Consider the following 20,001-nt stretch of genomic DNA (forward strand, 5'->3'; position numbering starts at 1 on the left):
ACGGCACATTGGACCCGGACCCATCGACTGAGATCGAATTTTCTTGCTGACGACGCCGTCCTCGTTCCTGCGCGTACTCCTTCCGGAGTGATTCCCGCGAGCGGTGGCTGACGTCGGTCACACCGCGAGCGGGGCATGCGTTTCAGCTCCAGGCGATCTGAAACGCCATCCCCTTCGCAAATACTTCTCCGCTGCCGGTACGGTGGTGGAGAGCAGCCGCATGCCAAATATTTGCAGGGGAATCCCCATGTTTTACCGCCTGTCCCGCACTTTCATTGCCCTGTCCATCGTTTCGCTGCTCGCCGGCTGCGGCCACCGTGCCGGCGACCAGGCCGTCGCACCGGCTTTCGTGGACGACCATGGGGTGCTGCGCGTGCCGGATGGTTCGCCGCTGCGCAAGGAACTGGTCATCGCCCCGGTCCAGATGCAGGCCGCGCCGCACGCCATGCAGTTCCCCGCGACGGTGGAGGCCGACCCTGCGCGGACGGCGAATGTGCTGGCGCCGCTCACAGGCCGCATCAGCGATCTGAAGGTTGGGTTGGGCGACCACGTGACCCGCGGCCAGCTGCTCGCAGTGATCGATTCGGGCGATATGGCGCAGGCCAATGCGGACGTGGTCAAGGCCACCGATGCGCTCGCCCTGGCCAAGAAGGCGCTGGATCGCGCGCGGGGTGTGCAGCAGGCGGGCGGCAACGCGGTGAAGGATCTGGAAACCGCGCAGAGCAACGACAACCAGGCCCAGGCCGAGATGGACCGCGCGCAAACCCGCCTGCGCGCCTTGAGCGCCGAAGGTCAGCAGGGGACGTCGCGCAGCATCCGCATCACGGCACCCATGAGCGGCTACATCACGGCGCTGAGCGCCGCTCCCGGCACCTACGCTAACGATGCCACCGCCGTGCTGATGACCATTTCCGATCTCGATTCAGTCTGGATCACTGCCAACGTGCCGGAAGCCGACGTCGGCCACATTGCCAAGGGGCAGGCGATGGACGCGACGTTGTCTGCCTACCCAGATCAGGCCTTCCATGGCCAGGTGAGTTTCGTCAGCCAGGTGCTGCAGTCCGATACGCGTCGCGACATGGTGCGCGCAGTGTTCTCCAACACGGATGGACGCCTGAAGCCGAACATGTTCGCCCAGGCCAGCATTGCCGTGCCGCAGCCCGCACAGGTGCTCGTGCCGCAATCCGCATTGCTGATGAACAACGACAACACCACCGTGTTCGTGGAAGTGTCGCCGTGGACGTTCGAGCGCCACACCGTGGAGCTGAGCTACGACGAAACGGCGGGTGCCCGCGTACTGAAGGGCCTCAAGGCCGGCGATCGCGTGGTGGTGAAGGGCGGGGTTCTGCTCAATGATTAACGCGATCTTCCACTTCTGCTTCCAGAAGCGCGTGCTCTTCATCGTCGTTTCGGCGCTGGTGTTGTGCTTCGGTTATTACTCGTGGACGCAGTTGGCCATTGAGGCCTATCCGGAGCTGAGCGACGTCACCGCTCAGGTGACCACGCAGGTGCCGGGTCTCGCCGCGGAGGAAATCGAACAGCAAATCACCATTCCGCTGGAGCGTGGCCTGTCGGGAACGCCGGGCCTGGTGAGCATGCGTTCGAGCAGCACGTTTGGCCTGTCGCTGATCACCCTGGTTTTCAAGGATGGCGCCGAGGATTACTGGTCACGCCAACGCGTGATGGAGCGCATCAGTCAGGTGACCTTGCCGCCGGGCATCACGCCCGGGCTTGATCCCGTGTCCGGCCCGGCAGGCGAGATCTATCGCTATACGCTTGAATCGACCAGCAAGAATCTGATGGAGCTGTCGGAGCTTCAGCGTTGGGTGGTGGTGCCCGCGTTGGAGCGTGTGTCCGGCGTCGCCAACGTGGACATCTTTGGCGGCTTCACCAAGGAGTTCCGGTTGGAACTCGACCCGAACAAGCTGCTGAAATATGGCGTTAGCGTCAGTCAGGTCAGCAGTGCGATTTCCGCCAACACCGCCAATGCAGGCGGAGGGCGCATCACCCGCGGTGAGCAGTCGTACATCGTGCGTGGCATCGGCATGGTGCATACGCTGAAGGATCTGGGTGATGTCGTGGTGACCCAGAGCAATGGCGTGCCCGTGCTCGTGCGCGATCTCGGCAAGCTGGAGTACGGCCATCAGGTTCGCGAGGGCATTCTCGGTAAGGACAACAACCCCGATACCATCGAGGGCATCGTCGATCTTCTCAAGTATGAAAATCCTTCTCGTGTGTTGGAGGGTATCCACTCCACAGTCGCTGAGCTGAACAAGCAGCTCGCGGCGCAGGATGTGCGCATCGTGCCGTATATCGACCGCGATGACCTGGTCGAGGCCACCAAGGAAAAGGTCTTCCACACCGTGATGGAAGGCGTGGGCCTCGTGTGCATTGTGCTGATCCTGTTCCTGGGCAGCCCGCGCTCGGCCATGGTGGCGGCGGTGGCCATTCCCATGTCACTGGTGACGGTGTTCATCCTGATGCAGTTCACGCATATGCCGGCGAACTTGTTCTCGCTGGGTGCTATCGACTTCGGTGTGATCGTGGACGGCACCATCGTGGTGACGGAAGCCATCTTGCGGCGCCGCGAGGAGAAACCCGAGGCCGTACTCACCGAAGACGACGTGATGACGGTGACCAAGCATGTGGGTCGCTCGATCTTCTTCGCTACATTGATCATCGTCACTGCTTACTTGCCGTTGTTCGCGTTCGAGCATGCTGAGGGCAAGCTGTTCCGCCCGATGGCCTTCACCGTTGGTTATGCGCTGTTGGCGGCCTTGCTCTGTACGGTCACGCTCACACCGGGATTGGCGTATATCGCACTGCGCAAGCCGCGGAAGATCTTCCACAACAAGCCGCTGGAGCGTCTGCAGCGCGCGTATACAAACTCATTGGGCCGCCTGCTGGGCAAGTTGCCGATTGTGTACTCGGTGGCCGGCGTCGCCTTTGCCGGCGTGCTGATACTGGGTATGACCATTGGCCGCGAATTCTTGCCCGAGCTGGACGAAGGCTCGCTGTGGCTGCAGGTGCAGATGCCCACCGGTCTGTCGCTGGACAAGGCCAGTGCCATGACGGCGGATTTGCGTCGCGCAGTGCGCGAGTTTCCCGAAGTGTCCTTCATCGTCACCCAGTTGGGTCGCAATGACACGGGTACCGACCCGTGGACACCGTCACACGTCGAGTCCGGCGTGGGACTGAAGCCGTACGACAAATGGCCGGATCATGAGAGCAAGGCGGAGTTTCTGCGTCGCTTCAATGCCCGCATGCAACAGATCCCCGGCATCTCGGTCGGCATCAGCCAGCCTATCGTTGACGGCGAGAACGACATGATCGGTGGTGCGCACAGCCCATTGGTGTTGCGCATCTATGGCGACGACCTCAGCGAACTGCGCCGCATCGGTGGCGAGATCGTGGACGTGTTGCATGGGGTGCGTGGCACGGCGGATGCATCGATCTTTCAGGAGCCGCCGATCCCGCAGCTGGCGATCACTGCCGATCGCGATGCGGCGGCACGCTACGGCATCAATGTCGGCGATATAAGCAATCTCATCCAGACGGCCATTGGTGGATCACCGATCACGCAAGTATATGTGGGGGACCGCACCTACAACGTGACGGCACGCCTCTCCAACGAGACTGCAAACAGCCTGGAAGCCATCGGCCAGTTGCCTTTGACCTCTGCCAGCGGGGCGCAAGTACCGTTGAAGCAAGTGGCGGATATCCGCTACAAGACGGGCGAAAGCACCATCGCACACGAGCAGACCAAACGGCAGATCACCATTCGTGTGGACAACCGTGATCGCGCGCTTTCCGAGTACCTTGCTGATGCGCAAGCCCAGATCGATGCCAAGGTGCATTTCGACAAGCAGGCCTATCAGCTGCAATGGGCTGGAACATTCGAGAATCAACAGCGAGCGCAGGCCCGTCTCGTGGTGGTGATGAGCTTGGTGCTGGCGATTATGCTGGTGTTCCTGTTCTTCGAATTCGGCAAGCTGCATCAGGCGGTGATGGTATTGGCGGTCGTTCCGCTGGCGACCGTCGGTGGCCTGATTTCACTGCACGTGCGCGGGGAGACGCTCAACATCGCTACTGCTGTGGGCTTCATCGCGTTGTTCGGTGTCGCGGTACAGAACGGCATCATCATGGTGGCCAACATCAACCGCGTGCGTAAGGAAGGCCTGCACCTGCGTGATGCCGTGCTGGAAGGCGCTACCGAGCGCTTCCGTCCCGTGTTGATGACGGCCACCGTGGCCAGCGTAGGCATGTTGCCGGCAGCGCTCGCCACCGGCATTGGCACTGACGTGCAGCGCGGACTCGCCACCGTGGTGGTGGGCGGTCTACCTATCGCGACACTGCTGACGCTGTTCATCCTTCCGGGGTTCTATTTCGCCATCGAGCGATTCATTGAGCGCCGTCGTCGCCAACATCGTCCGCACCCGTCGAAGGTGCTGTGATCATGAAAAAGACCACGTTCCGTCACTCGTTCCGTCCGTTGCTCGCATGGAGCATCGCCGTTGCTCTTGCCGGTTGTGCCGTCGGGCCGAACTACAAGCGGCCCCAGGCGCCCGAAGCCACAGAGTACGCACCCACGCCGATCGCACGGGATACCGCGTCGGCGACCGGCCCAGGCGGCGAGTCGCAGCATCTGCTGCAGTCCATGGATATTCCTGGCCAGTGGTGGACGCTGTTCCACTCCGAGCCGCTCAACGCGCTGATCGACGATGCGCTCAAGCACAACGCGGACGTGGAAGCCGCGCACGCCTCACTCAAAGTGGCGTGGGAGGCCGTGTATGCACAGCGCGGTGCGTATTTCCCCCAGGTCAACGCTAACGCGAACTCCACGCGGACGGATACCGCTAACGACGTGGCCAGCGGTGCAGCGTCCAATGCGAGTCTCTACAACCTGACCACGGCGCAGGTTAGCGTGTCGTACGTGCTCGATGTGTGGGGCGGCAACCGTCGCCAGGTGGAATCGCTGGTGGCGCAAGCCAATCAGCAGCGCTATCAGTTGGAAGCCACCTACCTCACGTTGACCAGTAATGTGGCGAATGCGGCCATCGAGCAAGCCTCGTTGCGCGCGCAGATCCAGACGACGCACGAGATCATCGAAGCGCAGACGCGCATTCTCGATACCTTGCAGCGACAGCGCACGCTGGGCGACGTATCCGACGCGATCGTGGCCGCCCAGGTCACAGCGCTGGAGCAGAGCAAGGCCACGCTACCGCCCCTGGACAAGCAGCTGGCGCAGCAGCGCGATCTGCTGGCCACTCTGACCGGCCGCACGCCGGATCAGCGCATCGATGCACAGTTCACGCTGGACAGCCTGCGGCTTCCCTCCGACCTGCCGCTCAGCCTGCCGGCGCAACTGGTGGAACAGCGACCCGACGTACGCATGGCGGAGGAACAGTTGCATTCGGCCAGTGCGCAGGTGGGTGTTGCGATCGCCAATCGGCTGCCCAACGTACAGATCAACGGTTCGTTTGGCGGGACCTCGGAAAAGGCCAGCCAGGTATTCAGCGCGGGCAGCGGTTTCTGGAGCCTGGGGGCGTCAGTGACGCAGCCTTTGTTCGATGGCGGCACACTCAAGCACAAGCAGCGTGGTGCGGAAGCAGCCTATACGCAAGCTGCCGCGCAGTACCGCAGCACGGTACTTCAGGCGGTGCAGAACATGGCCGACACTTTGCACGCCATTGATGCGGATGCTCAGGCGCTGGCGGCCAACGAACGCGCCGAACGCGCAGCGGCGCATAGCCTCGATGTGGCGAAAAAGCAGCTGGCGTTGGGTGACCTGAGCGAAAGCGCCATGCTCGCTACCGAGCTGGCGTGGCAGCAGACGGCGCTGGCGCTGGTGCAGGCACGGGCCGCGCGTTATGCCGATACCGTTGCCTTGTTCCAGGCGTTGGGTGGCGGTTGGTGGCATCGCAAGGATGTGGAAGACGTCGCTACGGGGCGTACAGACGGCTCGCACTGAACCATAGGGCTGGCGCTGCAGTGATGCAGTGTCAGCCTTCCAGCTCGATGCCCAGGCTGTCCAGCAGGGCAACCGCTTCCGGTAGCGAGAAGCGTGCGCGCTTGATGTCGTTGTGGAATACGTCGATGCGGTAGTTCTGTGCTTCGACGAAGTTGGCCCGTCCGAGCCGAGTGCGCGCAAATACGCTGTCGCGCAAGTCGGTGCCGTGAAAATCGGCGTCCTCGCAATTTGCGTCAGTGAAATCCACATCCAGCGCGCGGCATTCGATCAGCACGAACTCGCGCAGGTCCAGGCCGAAGAACGAGGAGTCGTTGATCACGCAGCGCTCGAAAGCGAGGGCCTTGGCCATGCGTACGCGCGGCCAGTGGGCGCGAGTCCAATCGATGCCCACCATCTTGCAGTCGATGAAACGGGCCGCATCGAAGCCGCTGCCGGTGAGCTTTGCCAGGCTCAGATTGCACTCGCGGAACTCGCAGTCGCTGAAACGGCAGCGCGCCAGCGTGGCCTCGCTGAACTGGCAGCGGACGAAGCTGCAGTCGTGGAAGCGGATGCCATCGAGGGCGGCGCCGTTGGCTTGCACGTCCTCGAACGTCGCGTCGTCGTAGGCGTTATCGGTCCAGGGCAGGGCAGTCATGCGTGGATCAGCGCGAGCCCGGCTCGCACGCCACGCGCCGCTTATGGCGCCACCACAGCACCAGTGCCACCAGCAGCACTGCGCCGCCGACCAGCCACAGGCCGTTCTGGCCACGATGGATCCATTTGGCGAGCCACTCGTGATTGTCGGCGCCGAAGTAGCCCAGATACACCCAGATCGGCACGCTGATCAGCGCGGCCAGTCCGTCGAGCAGGAAGAAGCGCAGGAAGGTCACGCGGTGTGTAGAGCCTGCGGTGATGAACACCGCTGTGCGCATGCCGGGCAGGAAGCGTGCGATGAACATCAGGCGGTTGCCGTAACGCTCGAACTTTTCCTGCACCTTGGCGTAGCGCTCGGGCGTGAGCACGCGCGCTACGAAACGCAGCTTGAGGATGCGTGCACCGAAGTGATGGCCAAGCAGGAACATGCCCGCGTCGCCCACCAGTACGCCAGCCATACCGACACCGAACATGGTGTGCACGTTGGCGTAGCCGAGGCCGGCGATGACACCACCGGCGACGAGGGTGATGTCCTCGGGCAAAGGCACGCCGGCGCCGCACAGCAACAACGCGAGGAATACCGCGAGGTAGCCGTTCTCAGCGAACACCGTGATCAGTCGTTCAAGCAGTTCCATCTACATCCATGCCTTGGCGGACTACCCAATGCTTCACAAGAGGATTCGATGATCCCATACGAAGACGTCCATACGCTTGTCGCAGCGCAGGATGTCCCATGTTCCCTCTTCCAAATGGCATCGCTGGGGCGAGGCGGGCATCTTGCCGGGTGGTTGGTTAGAACCCTGTTGTGTCGTGCCGGGGGCGCCCGTGGGGCGTCGTGTCAAGCGGAAGGCCTGGTCACCCGTGCGGCGAGCAGCTCGCGCAGTTCCGCTTTTTCTGCGCTGTCCAGCGCGCTCTCGCGGCTCTTGGCGGTGAGCCAGTCGCGGCGTTGAATCACCGCCTGCTGTTCCATGCGCCGCAATGCGTCGAAGAACTCGGCGCGCTGCGCTTCCGGTTCCCCCACGACCATGGCCGCCATCAGCTTCTGTAGGGCGGGGTACTCGGGGCGCTCGGCGAAGTGTTCCACCAGCATGGCCGGGTTGATGCCCGGCCGCGATCGCGCTATGTCGATCAGCTCGGCCAGCAGTTCCACGCCGGGCTTGTCCATGCGCAGGAAGCCGTACGGTCGTTCTACCTGATCGGCGGCGCCGGGTTGCGCCAGCAGCAGAGCGATGGCGCTGCGCACCAGCGAGCGTTGCACCACGGTGGGACGATTCACCGATGTGCGCGGTGCGGGTGTGGTGTCCATGGTCGCGCGCGCGCCAGTACGTTTTTCCAGCTCCTGCGCCATCAGGTCGCGGAACGCGCCGTCAGGCAGGCGGGCGATCAGAGGGCGTGCACGTTCGGCCAGGCGCGCACGGCCGTCCAGGCTGCCGGTGTCGACGTCGTGTGCCAGCTCGCCGAAGAAATACTCGGAGAGCGGCGTCGCGGCTTTCAGGCGTTTCTCGAAACCGTCCTTGCCTTCCTTGCGGATCAGCGTGTCCGGGTCCTCGCCATCAGGCAGAAAAAGGAAGTAGGCCTGCCGACCGTCGCGCAGGCGTGGTAGCGCCGATTCCAAGGCCTTCCACGCGGCGGCTCGGCCGGCGCGGTCGCCGTCGAAGCAGAACACCACGTCGGGCGCGGCGCGGAATAGCACTTCGGTGTGCTCCGGCGTGGTCGCGGTGCCCAGCGTGGCCACCGCGATGGGCAGGCCGGCCTGGTGCATCGCGATCACGTCCATGTAGCCCTCGACCACCACGATGCGCGCAAGGCTGGGGTTGGCCTGTTTCACCTGCCATAGCGCGAACAGTTCGCGGCCTTTGTGGAACAGCGGCGTTTCTGGGGAGTTGAGGTATTTGGGGCCAGGCTCTTTTTGAGGAGTGCGGGCAGGGGTGCCCGCTTCTTGACCTTCGCGCGCAGGAGGCGCGCTGGAAATAATGCGGCCGCCGAACGCGATCACACGGCCGCGTCGATCGAGAATGGGGAACATCAGGCGTTCGCGGAACCGGTCGTAACGGTTGCCACGCTCGTTGCTGGCCACCATGCCGGCTTCGTTGAGCAGCTTCATGCGGCGGTCGTTGCCGCCCAGAGCCTTGATCACGCCGTCGAAACCGGCGGGAGCCCAACCGATACGGAAGCGCTGGATGGTCTGCGCATCCAGTCCGCGCTTCTTGCAGTAAGCCTGCGCTTCGGCGCTGCGCGGCAGTTCCTTTTCGTACCAGCCGGCCGCAGAGTCGAGCAGCGAGTAGAGATCGGTCTTGTCCTCGCGTGGACGATCATCACCGCCTTCGCGCGGCACCGTAAGGCCGACCGATTGCGCCAGTTCTTCCACCGCATCGGGGAATTCCAGACGCTCGTAGTCCATCAGGAACTTCACCGCGCTGCCGTGCGCGCCGCAGCCGAAGCAGTGGTAGAACTGCTTGGCGGGGCTCACGTAGAACGACGGCGAGCGTTCGTTGTGGAACGGGCAGCAGGCGGTCCATTCGCGGCCGGCTTTCTTCAGCGGCACGCGCCGCTCGATCACGTCAACGATGTCGACGCGGGCAAGCAGTTCATCGATGAAGCTGTCTGGGATACGTCCGCGCATAAGGCGCTTAGTTTATCGGCTGTGGCGTGCTGGCGGGCGCGTTTCTGGCCGCGCGTCCCCCGATCCGGGCCGCACGGCCCACTGTGCCTGTCATCGGGCTGCCCTATGCTGTGGTCGGGGAAGCCGTCACGGCTTGGGGGTGACATGGGGAATGTATTGGGGATGGCCCGTTCGGGCCTGCAGGTGCGTTTTCGTCCTGCCGCACCGGAGGACGTCGATGTGGCGGTGCCGCTGATCTATAGCTCTGGCCCGACAGCGTTTGATTACGTGTTTGCCACCCGCGATGGCGATGATGCACAAGCCTTTCTGCGGCACTGCTTCGTCGATGGTGCAGGTGAGTTCGGTTGGCGCAACCACTGTGTGGGCGTGGTGGACGGCCGGGTGGTGGCGGTGGGGGCCGGATATGGTGCCGACATCAAATGGTCCTTCACTCTTGCGGCAGCCCGCCAGATCCTGGGGTACTACGGGACGCGGCGCGCACTGGGCGCGATAGCGCGTGGGTTGCGGCTAGAGTCGGTGATACGGCCACCCGACGGCGACATGCATTACCTAGCGCATCTGGCGGTGGTGCCGGAGTTGCGCGGCCGTGGCATCGGCCGCGCCTTGGTCGATCAATTGGTCGGTATGGCGCGCGATGCGGGTCGGAATCGCATCACCCTGGATGTCGCCGTCAGCAATCCCCGCGCCGAGGCTATGTACCGACGGACGGGCTTCAAAGTCATTGGCGAGCGCAAATCGCGGCTCGCCAACGAGCAGGGGCGTGTGCCCGACCATCGGCGCATGGAGCGCATCATCGACTGAGCTACGCCAGGTGGATCAGACCGACCACGGCCAGCAAGGCGAGCAGGAACAGGATGATGAAGATCGCGAACAGGATCTTGGCGATCCCTCCGGTTACGCCGGATAGCGTGCCGAAACCAAGCCAGCCGGTCACAAGGGAAACGATGGCGAGGATGATGGCCCATTTCAGCATGTGGCACTCCCGTGGGGAAACGATGCCGCCGGTCTGGCTGGTGGCGCCCCTGTTCTAGGTTTCCGCATGTGAAAGCTATGCAGCAAGCGTGTGCATGGCGCCGGGTGTCGTTCATGCCATCTAAGGTGTGCCGTTAAGGAACGGACCACGACTTGAGGCAGGGGCGGGGTGCTGCAGGAGCTTGCTAGCGTTGGGGCGCCGGCCTCAAGGAAGGCCAGGGGAGGAAGATCATGCGTTATGGATGGACGGGGCTGGGCGCCGCATGCCTGCTGGCTTTTTCGGCACACGCACAGGAAGCATCCCTGCTAAAGCGCTACGAGCACGTGCAGGCGCTGAACAACGAGTCGTGGACCCTGCTCAGTGCGCAGCCAAGCGATCCGCAGAAGCTGGCCAGGGCGGTAGAGGCGCTGAAGGCCTCGCTGGCGGAATCCGGGGAACTCCAGGCCGATATCGACAGCACGACATCGCTCGACGTCGCGGGCCGCCAATGGGATGCCCAGTTCCGTCTGGCGAAGGCCTATGCGCAGCTTGGCGAGCGCCCGCAGGCACTCGATGCCTTGGAGGCCTTGCTGAAGCAGGGCTGGGTCAGTGCATCCGCGGGCCAGCAGATAGCCGAGGAACATGCCTTTGATGGCCTGCATGACGAGCCGCGTTACCAGTCTGTGCTTGCCGCACTGAAACGGCTGGATTCGCAATGGAATGCCCCATCGATAGCGACGGCATCGGATGAACTGGACGAGGCCCATCGCATCGCCGGCCTGTCGCTGTACTGGTCGGAGGCGCGCTACAACTTCGCGCATTTCGACTTGGTGCCGGACCTCGACTGGAATCAGGCCTATCTGGATTTCCTGCCGAAGGTGGTTGCGGCGAAAAACCTGCATGACTACTACGACGTCATGATGCGCTTCGCTCCCTTGCTGCACGATGGCCACACCAACATCTATCCGCCCAAGACGATGTGGGACGAGTTCTATGCAAAGCCACCCATTCGCACCGCGATGGTCGATGGACATGTGCTGGTCATCGTCGTCTTCAGCCCGAAGGTGGCGCCGCAGGTGCACGTCGGCGATGAGATCGTGACGATCGATGGAGAAGACGTCCGGCGTTACGCACAGACTCACGTGGCGCCCTATATCAGTAGCTCGACACCGCAGGACGCGCTTCAGCGCACCTACGATGACCAGTTGTTGCAGGGTGACCATCGCAAGCCCGTGGCGCTGGGCCTGAAAGATGCGTCCGGCCGTGTGCGCACGATCGAGCTGTCCCGCGAAAAGGATCCCGCCGCGAAACCGACGCCCCCGGCCGAGTGGCGCATGCTGCCGGGCGGGGTGGCTTATCTGGCCCTCAACGAGTTCGGTAGCGACGATGGTGTGAAGGCTTTTGAACACGCACTGCCGCAGATCCTTCGGGCCAAGGGCCTGATCCTGGATCTGCGCAGAAACGGCGGTGGCTCGGACCTGATGGGCGCCCGGATCCTGAGCTATCTGACCGACCAGCCCATTGCGGGCAACCGCAGTCGGTCGCTGGAGTACGTTCCCTTGTTCCGTGCCAACGACGGCGCCTACGTTGCTTGGAAATCGCTGGGCGACGGTGGCACGTTCCAGGAAAAGCACGAGCAGCGCTACCCCGGCCCCGTCGTGTTGCTGATCGGCCCGCGCACCTACTCGGCAGCGGAAGATTTCGTGGTCGCCTTCGACACGTTGAAGCGCGGCGTCCTGTTGGGCGAGGCGACAGGCGGCAGCACGGGACAGCCACTGCACTTCACGTTGCCGGGCGGTGGCATGGCGCGGATCTGCGCCAAGAGCGACAGCTATCCGGATGGTCGCGAATTCGTTGGCAAGGGCATTGCGCCGCACGTCATGGTGGCGCCGACGGTGGAGGATATCCGGGCGGGGCGTGACCCCGTCATTCAGCGCGCTCTGGCCGTGCTGGCCGGCAAGGACGCGCTGAAGGGAACGCCAGCGCCCTGAGGCGCTGGCGGGCAGGCCGGGCGATCAGCCGGCCAAGCGTGCCTTGATGCGGCCCGACACCACGCCCATGTCGGCGCGACCAGCAGCCTTTTCCTTCACGGCGGCCACTACCTTACCCATGTCGCGGGCGGAGCTGGCGCCGGTCTCGGTGATGGCGGCGGTGATCAGGGCGTCGATTTCCTCGTCGCCGAGCTTGGCCGGCAGGTAGGTGTCGATCACCTTCATCTCGGCGTGCTCTATGTCAGCCAGGTCCTGGCGATTGGCCGCCTCGAACTGGCTGATGGAATCCTTGCGCTGCTTGACCATCTTCTCCAGCACGGCCAGCGTTTGCACGTCGTCGAGCTCGATACGCTCGTCCACTTCGCGCTGCTTGATCGCGGCCAGGATCAGGCGGATCACGCCGAGGCGATCCTTCTCGCCGCTGCGCATGGCGGCCTTCATGTCGTCAGTGAGCTGCTGCTTCAGGGTCATGATCTTTTCCTTGGGAAACACAAAAGCCGGCGTTGCTGAGGCAACGCCGGCTAGTGCAGGTCTACTGACTTAGCGGCAGCGGATGGACGCGCCAGCTGCCAGGCTACCTGTCATGGCGCCTAATGGAACAAGGCGCCAGAAGCCACAAACCGTCCGCAGAGCGGACGAAGGGCTCAGTACAGGCGCGTACGACGCGACGTGTCGCGCGAGAGACGACGCAGGTGACGCTTCACGGCTGCAGCGCGCTTGCGCTTACGCTCCTGGGTCGGCTTCTCATAGAACTCGCGCTTGCGGGTCTCGGCCAGGACGCCGGCCTTTTCGCAGGTGCGCTTGAAGCGACGGAGGGCAAGCTCGAACGGCTCGTTCTCGCGGACTTTTACGCTGGGCATGGAAACTCCAAGTGGTAGACTGGCTCGCCTGAACGGGCCGTTTGAATACGGTGAGCCGCGAAGTATAACGTGGAAACGACAGCAATTTCAAAGCCCCAATACAGCCCAGTGGTGAACAAGCCAGTGCTGGGCATCGAGACCTCCTGCGACGAGACCGGCGTAGCCCTGCTGCGCTGGGAACCGTCCGCGCCCGGTACCGGTCTCCTTTCACATACCCTTTACAGCCAGATCAAGCTGCACGCTGAGTACGGCGGGGTGGTGCCGGAGCTGGCCAGCCGTGATCACGTGCGCAAGCTGCTGCCGCTGGTGCGCGAGGCGCTGGCGCAGGCAGGGCTTACCCCGGCTGACCTCGGCGGCGTTGCCTACACCGCCGGTCCAGGCTTGGTCGGCGCCCTGCTGGTGGGGGCCTCTGCTGCCCGGGCCATGGCCTGGGCGCTGGGCGTGCCGGCCATCGGCGTGCACCACATGGAAGGCCACCTACTGGCTCCACTGTTGGAGGAAGACCCGCCGGAGCCGCCATTTGTGGCGCTGCTGGTCTCGGGTGGCCACTCCATGCTGGTGGAAGTGAAGGGCATCGGCGAATACAAAATCCTGGGCGACACGCTGGACGATGCCGCCGGCGAGGCCTTCGACAAGACGGCCAAGATGATGGGCCTGCCGTATCCGGGCGGTCCCGCGCTGGCCAAGCTGGCGGAGCAGGGTAGACCGGGCGCGTTCCGTTTCTCGCGCCCCATGACCGACCGCCCCGGCCTCGATTTCAGTTTCTCGGGCCTGAAGACCCAGGTGCTGCTGGCCTGGCAACAGTCGGACAAGAGTGAACAGACGCGTGCCGACATCGCTCGCGCCTTCGAGGAAGCCATTGTCGACACCATGATCATCAAGTGCCGTCGCGCGCTGCAGGCCACCGGGGCGAAGCGCCTGGTGATTGCCGGCGGCGTGGGCGCCAACAAGCGGTTGCGCGCCGAATTGGCCGCGGCCGGTGCGAAGGATGGCTTCAAGGCGTACTTCCCGCGCTTGGCCTTCTGCACGGACAACGGCGCGATGATCGCCCTGGCCGGCGCGATCCGCCTGGCACATGGCCAGTATCAGGACGAATCGGTGCAGGTGTTCCCACGCTGGGACCTGGAAACGCTGCCGCCGGCGGTGTGAGCTCGCTTTTCCTGCAGGCAGATCGGTAACCTATCCGGATGGATATCGTTTTCATCGAAGACCTGCGCATCGATGCCGTCATCGGCATCTACGACTGGGAGCGCCGTGTGCGCCAGACGTTGTCGTTCGACATCGAGATGGCGTTCGACAACACCCTCCCCGCCGCGAGCGACGACATCACGCTCACGCTCAATTACAAGGACGTGTCCAAGCGTCTGATCGACTACGTCAGCGACTCCAGCTTCGGGCTGGTAGAAACGCTGGCGGAGCGTTGCGCCGCGATCATCCGCGAGGAATTCGGGGTGTCGTGGGTGCGGCTGAAGCTGTCCAAGCCCGGCGCCGTGCGTGGCGCGAAATCGGTGGGTGTGCGCATCGAGCGCGGCACGCGCCCGCAGTGAAGCGTTGAAGCGATGGCACGCGTCTACCTGAGCCTGGGTTCTAACCTCGAACCCGTGCACCACCTCAATGCCGCGCTGGATGAATTGCGCGCGCATTTCGGCGCGATGTCCGTGTCGCCGGCCTATCGCAGTAAGTCGGTGGGCTTCGACGGGGCAGATTTCGTCAACCTCGCGGTCGGGTTGGATACCGACCTTTCTCCCGAAGCGCTCAACGATTGGCTGCACGCACTGGAAGATCGCCACGGCCGCCGCCGCGACGTGCCGCGTTATTCCGACCGCACGCTGGACGTGGACATCGTGCTCTATGACGACCTGGTACGGCGTGGCAAAGGGCACCTGGACATTCCGCGCAAGGAGCTCAAGCACGCCTTTGTGCTCAAGCCCATCGCGGACATCGCGCCCCAGCTTCGGCACCCGGTGAGCGGGCAGACCATGCAGGCCTTGTGGCAGGCATTTCCCGCAGAGAGCGAGCCGCTGGAGCCAGAACCGCTCTGACCGCGGCTGCACTGTCGCGGGGGCGCCGCAGCTGCTAGAAATCGCGCATCCATCACGGGACGGGGAGAAAGGGGTATGGCAGGTCGTTTCGCACGCAGTTGGAGTCTGATGAAGGCCAGCGCCGACGTATTGCGCTCGGACAAATCTCTTTTGATGTTTCCGTTGGCCTCCAGCATCTGCTGTCTGCTGGTCGCCGCGAGTTTCCTGATCCCGGTGATCGCCGCCATGGTGGCTGCCGGTGACGTGGCGGAGCAGGGGCATCGCATGACCGCGGGCGGTTATGTGTTGATGTTCCTGTTCTACCTGGCGCAGTACCTTGTAATCATCTTCTTCAATACCGCACTTGCCGCTGCTGCGCTTGCGCGCCTGCGTGGGGAAGAAACCAGCTTTGGCGAAGGTATGGCGGTTGCCCGTTCGCGCATCGTGAGCATCGTCGGCTATGCATTGATCGCCGCCACGGTGGGCCTGGTGCTGCGTGCGCTGCAGGAGCGCCTGGGCTTGATTGGGCGCCTTGTGGTCGGTTTCCTCGGCCTTGCGTGGACCGTGGCGACCTTCCTCGTCGTGCCGGTGCTGGCCAGCCAGGACGTGGGGCCGACGGAAGCGATCTCGCGCAGCGTCGAACTGCTCAAGCGCACCTGGGGCGAGAACATCATCGGCAATGCCGGCATCGGCGTGGTGTTCGGCCTGCTGATGTTCCTTGCGATCGTGGTCGCGGCCCTGCTGGTCGGCGGTGCCTTCGCTACGCAATCGATGGCCGCGATCATTGTTGCCATCGTGATCGTGGTGGTGGGACTCACCATGCTCGGCCTGATCCAGGCATCGCTGCAGGGCATCTATGCCGCTGCGTTGTATCGCTATGCCGAGGACGGCGAAGTGGGCTACGGCTTCGACCAAGCCATGTTGGAGCAGGCGTTTAAGCCGAAGAAGTAAACACGTGCGCCATCGGGAACGTCATGTGGCCGCGCATCGTCGCGGCCACATGCGTTTATACGGACAGCGTTCGGCCGCCATCCACGCGAATGATCTGCCCGGTGACGAATGGAGCATCGCGCAACAGCCACAGCACCGCACCGGCGACGTCTTCCGGCGAGCCTGCGCGACGTAACGGAGTGCGCGCGAGCATGGCCTGCTGATCGTCATAAGGTTTGCCGTCGCTGGGCCACATGACGGCGCCGGGCGCTACGCCGTTGACCCGCACGTCGGGGCCCAGGTCCAAGGCGAGCGAGCGCGTCATCGCTTCCAGTGCGGCTTTCGCCATGCAATAGACAGGATGGTTAGCGAGAGGTCGCTCCGCATAGATGTCCACCATGTTGACGATAGCGCCGCGTGCTTCGCGGAGTGCAGGCGTCGCGGCCTGCGCGATGAAGAACGGTCCCTGCGCATTCGACGCGAACAATTCGTTCCACTGCGCTGGCGTGGCTGTGCCGACCGGTGTGGGATAAAACGCCGAGGCGTTGTTGACGAGCGCATCGAGGCGGCCGAAGCGACCGACTATGCGCTGCACCATCACCGGCAACACGTCGAGATTGGCCAATTCGGCCTGCACAGTGAAGGTGCTATCCGCGCGCTGGCGCTCCAGCGAGGCGGCGAGCAGTTCGGCCTCCGCCGCGGAGTGGCGGTAATGCAAGGCAAGGTCATAGCCTGCGGCATGCAGGGTGCGCGCTATGACGGCGCCGACGCGCTTGCCTGCGCCGGTGATCAGGGCGACGGGGCGCTCGTGGCGTGGACTCATGCGGTGCTCCTGCGTAGCGCGATCAGGCGGAGAGCTTGCCGCAAAGCGTTAGTGGCGTCATCCCGCGGGCGTAGCCGTTTCTGCGTCGGGTTCGTCGGCGGGCGGTGTTTCGGTGGTGAATGGCTGGCCGAACATGGCGATGGCGGTACGTGCCACCTGCGCGGTGTCGTAGTACGCGTAGCCACCCACGCCCATGGCACCGACCAGCGGCAGCCAGCGCGAGATGCCGCTACCGATGGCACGTTGGGTGACCTTGATGCCCACGGTCTTGGCCACGCGTTCGATCACGGAGTAAGTGATGCGCCGGAACAACAGGCGATCGCCTACGCGTACCACCAGATCGCGAAACGCCTGCGCGGCGGTATGGCGAAACAGGCACCACAGCATTTGCTCGCGCCCCAGTTCCTGATGCTGGCCGTAGGCAGCGGCGATGTCGCTGACCATCTGGGCTTGGATCTTCCAGATGGCGATGACTTCGGGCAGCACCGTCAGCCACCCGAGCGGCCCCGGGGGCAGGGCCAGCGAGCCGGCAGTCAGCCCAGCCCGCTGCTGGGCCCGTGCGGCGAGGCGGCGGGCTTCCTTCTCGGGATCTTTGGCCCCGGGCACGTTGCTGCCGGGGATCTGGCTCACGAAGTCCAGGATGGCCTGGGTCACGCGGCTGTGGTCCTGGATCACGGCCGGAAGCTGGGAGGACGACTTGGGCATGGTGCAGCTCGGTGGGGCGGCACAAGCCGCATGGCGCGCCCAGTCTAGGCCGCCCGGGTGAAATCCCGCTGAGCCAGGGCCCGCCGGGGCTGAACGAGGGAACTTGTCCGGGCAGGCATGACTTCTGGGGCAGGCGCGCCCTGGGGTAGAATGGCAATGTTATAACGTATCGAAAATAACAACTTCACCGCCCCTTTCCGGAAAACCGATGAAACGTACCTTGCTTGCCTTGAGTCTTGCCGTTGCGCTGGGAGCCGCCCCGGCCGTTTTCGCCCAGACAGCCGCGACCCCGGACACCAGCACTGTCGCCCCCAGTTCCAGCGGTGGCGGCAGCGATACGGACAGCACCAGCGCCACTCGCAACAAGCCTGCCAAGGTGAAGCAGCTGAGTGCCGTGGACGTGACCGCCGCGCTCGACCAGGCCCGCAATTCGCTGTCGCCCGACACCGGCAGCAGCCAGTACGTGATCGACCAGAAGGCGATCCAGGCCATGCCGCTGGGCGATTCGACCCCGCTGAACCAGGTAGTCCTGCAGGCGCCGGGTGTGGTGCAGGACTCCTACGGTCAGCTGCACGTGCGTGGCGACCACGCCAACCTGCAGTACCGCATCAATGGCGTGATGTTGCCGGAGTCGATCTCGGGCTTTGGCCAGGCCCTGGATACCCGCATGATCCAGAGTGTGACGCTGCTCGATGGCGCACTTCCCGCTCAGTACGGCGAGCGCACCGCCGCGGTGGTGGACATCACCACCAAGTCGGGGCACGACCTGGGCAACGGTGGCAGCGTAGGTATCACCGGCGGCTCGTTCGGTACGGTGAATCCGAATGCTTCGATCTGGGGCAGTAATGATCGCTGGAGCTACTTCCTCACGGCGAACTATCTGGAGAACGACGTAGGTATTGAGAATCCGACCTCCAGCCGCAAGCCGATTCACGACCGCACCAATCAGGTGAAGGCGTTCGGCGACATCAGCTATCTGATCAACAACGATACGCGCCTGAGCTTCATCTTCGGCGCGGCGAACAACCGTTTCCAGATTCCGAATAACCCGAACCAGCAGCCGCAGTTTGGCTATCTGGACACAGTGAATTTCAACTCGGCCAACCTCAACGATCGCCAGAATGAGCAGACGCGCTTCGGCACGCTCTCGTTGCAGGGCAAGCTGGGTGATACGGCGTACCAGGTCTCGCTGGGGCAGCGTTACAGTGGCCTGCAGTACATCCCCGATGACATCGGTGACCTGATGTTCACGGGTGTGGCGGGCAACATCAACCAGAGCGATCGCGCCAGCACGCTGCAGGCAGACTTCTCTACGCCGTGGGGCGGCACGCACACGTTGCGTTACGGCATCTATGGCAACTTCGACAAGGCCACCACCAACACCAATTCGCTGGTGTTTCCGGCGAACCCGGATGGCAGCCAGGCGAGCACGGTGCCGTTCAACATCTTCACCAGCAGCAACATCACCGCCAAGACATGGGCGGCCTACGTGCAGGACGAGTGGAATATCGGCGACAACTGGACGCTGAACTACGGCCTGCGTGGCGACAGCTACGAGGCTGCCCGTACCGAAAGCCAGTTGAGCCCACGCGTGGGTGTGGTATGGCAGGCCACCGACAGCACCACCGTCCATGCCGGCTACTCGCGTTACTTCACACCGCCGGCGACGGAGCTGATCTCGTCCAAGAACATTGATGCGTTCGCCAACACCACCAACGCGGTGCAGGACTACGGCAACAACACGCCGCTCGCCGAGCGCTCCAATTATTACGATCTGGGTGTCCAGCAGACGATCGGTTCGGCGTGGACGGTGGGCCTCGACGCCTACTATCGCGACGTCAGCCGCCTGCAGGATGAAGGCCAGTTCGGTACGGCGCTGGTGTACTCCACGTTCAACTACAAGTACGGCCGTGTCCGCGGTCTTGAGTTCTCGCTCAACTACGATTCGGGCCCGATCACCGCGTACTTCAACATGGCCTACAACCGAGCCATGGGTAAGGACGTGATCACGAGCCAGTACAACTTTGCACCCGCAGAACTGGCGTACATCGCGGACAACTGGATCCATCTGGACCACGATCAGAAGCTGACTTCGTCGGGTGGCATCAGTTACGCCTTCGCTGACAACACCAAAGTGGGTGCCAACTACCTGTTCGGTAGCGGCTTGCGCGAAGAAGGCCTGGTCCCGAATGGACGGTCGCTGCCGTACTACTTCCAGCTCAACCTCAGCGTGTCGCATGACTTCAACTTCGACAGCACCGGCACGTTCCACACGCAACTCGCGCTGATCAATGCGCTGGATCGCACGTACGAGCTGCGCAGCGGCACCGGTGTTGGTGTTGGCGCGCCGCAGTACGGTCCGCGTCGTGGCGTGTACCTGTCCTTGCAGAAGGACTTCAGCTTCTAAAGTCAGCTGGGCCGGTGCCCCCGCCATAGCCTTCCTCCCCCTCACGAGGCTATGGCGGGGCATGGGTTAAACTTGTCGCGTTCTC

Annotated in this window: 18 protein-coding genes; 10 read left to right on the forward strand and 8 right to left on the reverse strand. The window is 63.6% G+C overall.

The genetic code is table 11. The features are described from left to right. Window positions 1–247: 247 nt before the first annotated feature. The 3 genes from DYST_RS16880 to DYST_RS16890 are packed head-to-tail and all read left to right on the forward strand — an operon-like array spanning window position 248 to window position 5,971. On the forward strand, window positions 248–1,360 hold the full coding sequence (locus tag DYST_RS16880) for an efflux RND transporter periplasmic adaptor subunit (protein ID WP_239946830.1): 1,113 nt from the start codon (window positions 248–250) through the stop codon (window positions 1,358–1,360). Further along, on the forward strand, window positions 1,353–4,454 hold the full coding sequence (locus DYST_RS16885; RefSeq protein ID WP_239946831.1) for an efflux RND transporter permease subunit: 3,102 nt from the start codon (window positions 1,353–1,355) through the stop codon (window positions 4,452–4,454). The genes DYST_RS16880 and DYST_RS16885 overlap by 8 nt, the downstream gene beginning before the upstream one ends. Before the next feature lie 2 nt (window positions 4,455–4,456). Next, window positions 4,457–5,971 carry an efflux transporter outer membrane subunit gene (locus DYST_RS16890; RefSeq protein ID WP_239946832.1) on the forward strand — a complete coding sequence of 505 codons (1,515 nt, stop codon included), beginning with the start codon at window positions 4,457–4,459 and terminating at the stop codon, window positions 5,969–5,971. 31 nt (window positions 5,972–6,002) lie between these two features. Here the strand turns inward: DYST_RS16890 and DYST_RS16895 are convergent, their stop codons facing one another. From DYST_RS16895 to dnaG, 3 genes are all read right to left on the reverse strand, one after another. After that, window positions 6,003–6,605, reverse strand: coding sequence for a pentapeptide repeat-containing protein (locus DYST_RS16895; RefSeq protein WP_275666859.1), 603 nt, complete (start codon window positions 6,603–6,605; stop codon window positions 6,003–6,005). A gap of 7 nt (window positions 6,606–6,612) precedes the next feature. After that, window positions 6,613–7,239, reverse strand: coding sequence for a DedA family protein (locus DYST_RS16905; RefSeq protein ID WP_239946833.1), 627 nt, complete (start codon window positions 7,237–7,239; stop codon window positions 6,613–6,615). Between the two features lie 203 nt (window positions 7,240–7,442). After that, window positions 7,443–9,227, reverse strand: a complete 1,785-nt coding sequence (gene dnaG / locus DYST_RS16910; RefSeq protein WP_239946835.1) for a DNA primase — start codon at window positions 9,225–9,227, stop codon at window positions 7,443–7,445. Between the two features lie 162 nt (window positions 9,228–9,389). Here dnaG and DYST_RS16915 point away from each other — a divergent pair, with 162 nt between their 5' ends. Beyond that, entirely contained in the window at window positions 9,390–10,028 is a 639-nt protein-coding gene (locus tag DYST_RS16915; protein ID WP_239946837.1) for a GNAT family N-acetyltransferase, read from the forward strand. A gap of 1 nt (window position 10,029) precedes the next feature. On the opposite strand, the gene DYST_RS16920 is transcribed toward DYST_RS16915, so the two are convergent. After that, window positions 10,030–10,200 carry a DUF1328 family protein gene (locus DYST_RS16920; protein ID WP_239946839.1) on the reverse strand — a complete coding sequence of 57 codons (171 nt, stop codon included), beginning with the start codon at window positions 10,198–10,200 and terminating at the stop codon, window positions 10,030–10,032. A 230-nt stretch (window positions 10,201–10,430) separates the two neighbouring features. On the opposite strand from DYST_RS16920, the gene DYST_RS16925 reads away from it, so the two are divergent. Beyond that, a complete protein-coding gene (locus tag DYST_RS16925) occupies window positions 10,431–12,170 on the forward strand; it encodes a S41 family peptidase (RefSeq protein WP_239946841.1) in 1,740 nt (579 codons plus the stop codon). Between the two features lie 24 nt (window positions 12,171–12,194). On the opposite strand, the gene DYST_RS16930 is transcribed toward DYST_RS16925, so the two are convergent. Then, a complete protein-coding gene (locus DYST_RS16930; protein ID WP_102303014.1) occupies window positions 12,195–12,641 on the reverse strand; it encodes a GatB/YqeY domain-containing protein in 447 nt (148 codons plus the stop codon). 173 nt (window positions 12,642–12,814) lie between these two features. Next, the gene (rpsU, locus tag DYST_RS16935; RefSeq protein ID WP_014404075.1) at window positions 12,815–13,030 is read right to left on the reverse strand and encodes a 30S ribosomal protein S21; all 216 of its coding nucleotides are present in this window, start codon (window positions 13,028–13,030) and stop codon (window positions 12,815–12,817) included. 123 nt (window positions 13,031–13,153) lie between these two features. Here rpsU and tsaD point away from each other — a divergent pair, with 123 nt between their 5' ends. The 4 genes from tsaD to DYST_RS16955 all read left to right on the forward strand — a co-directional run bounded on the left by tsaD (window position 13,154) and on the right by DYST_RS16955 (window position 16,002). Continuing rightward, window positions 13,154–14,179: a tRNA (adenosine(37)-N6)-threonylcarbamoyltransferase complex transferase subunit TsaD gene (tsaD, locus tag DYST_RS16940; protein WP_239952141.1), complete on the forward strand. Its 1,026-nt coding sequence runs from the start codon at window positions 13,154–13,156 to the stop codon at window positions 14,177–14,179. A 38-nt stretch (window positions 14,180–14,217) separates the two neighbouring features. Beyond that, window positions 14,218–14,577 carry a dihydroneopterin aldolase gene (folB, locus tag DYST_RS16945; RefSeq protein WP_239946842.1) on the forward strand — a complete coding sequence of 120 codons (360 nt, stop codon included), beginning with the start codon at window positions 14,218–14,220 and terminating at the stop codon, window positions 14,575–14,577. A gap of 12 nt (window positions 14,578–14,589) precedes the next feature. Further along, a complete protein-coding gene (folK, locus tag DYST_RS16950; protein ID WP_102303012.1) occupies window positions 14,590–15,072 on the forward strand; it encodes a 2-amino-4-hydroxy-6-hydroxymethyldihydropteridine diphosphokinase in 483 nt (160 codons plus the stop codon). 75 nt (window positions 15,073–15,147) lie between these two features. Beyond that, window positions 15,148–16,002: a DUF6159 family protein gene (locus DYST_RS16955; protein WP_239946844.1), complete on the forward strand. Its 855-nt coding sequence runs from the start codon at window positions 15,148–15,150 to the stop codon at window positions 16,000–16,002. A gap of 55 nt (window positions 16,003–16,057) precedes the next feature. On the opposite strand, the gene DYST_RS16960 is transcribed toward DYST_RS16955, so the two are convergent. Then, window positions 16,058–16,804 (reverse strand): pteridine reductase, encoded by a 747-nt coding sequence (locus DYST_RS16960; RefSeq protein WP_239946846.1) that lies wholly within the window; start codon window positions 16,802–16,804, stop codon window positions 16,058–16,060. Between the two features lie 57 nt (window positions 16,805–16,861). Further along, window positions 16,862–17,509 (reverse strand): hypothetical protein, encoded by a 648-nt coding sequence (locus DYST_RS16965; RefSeq protein WP_239946848.1) that lies wholly within the window; start codon window positions 17,507–17,509, stop codon window positions 16,862–16,864. A gap of 208 nt (window positions 17,510–17,717) precedes the next feature. Here DYST_RS16965 and DYST_RS16970 point away from each other — a divergent pair, with 208 nt between their 5' ends. Next, window positions 17,718–19,916, forward strand: a complete 2,199-nt coding sequence (locus DYST_RS16970; protein ID WP_239946850.1) for a TonB-dependent receptor — start codon at window positions 17,718–17,720, stop codon at window positions 19,914–19,916. Window positions 19,917–20,001 lie beyond the last annotated feature (85 nt).

It is taken from the genome of Dyella terrae (assembly GCF_022394535.1).
Taxonomy (GTDB): Bacteria; Pseudomonadota; Gammaproteobacteria; order Xanthomonadales; family Rhodanobacteraceae; genus Dyella.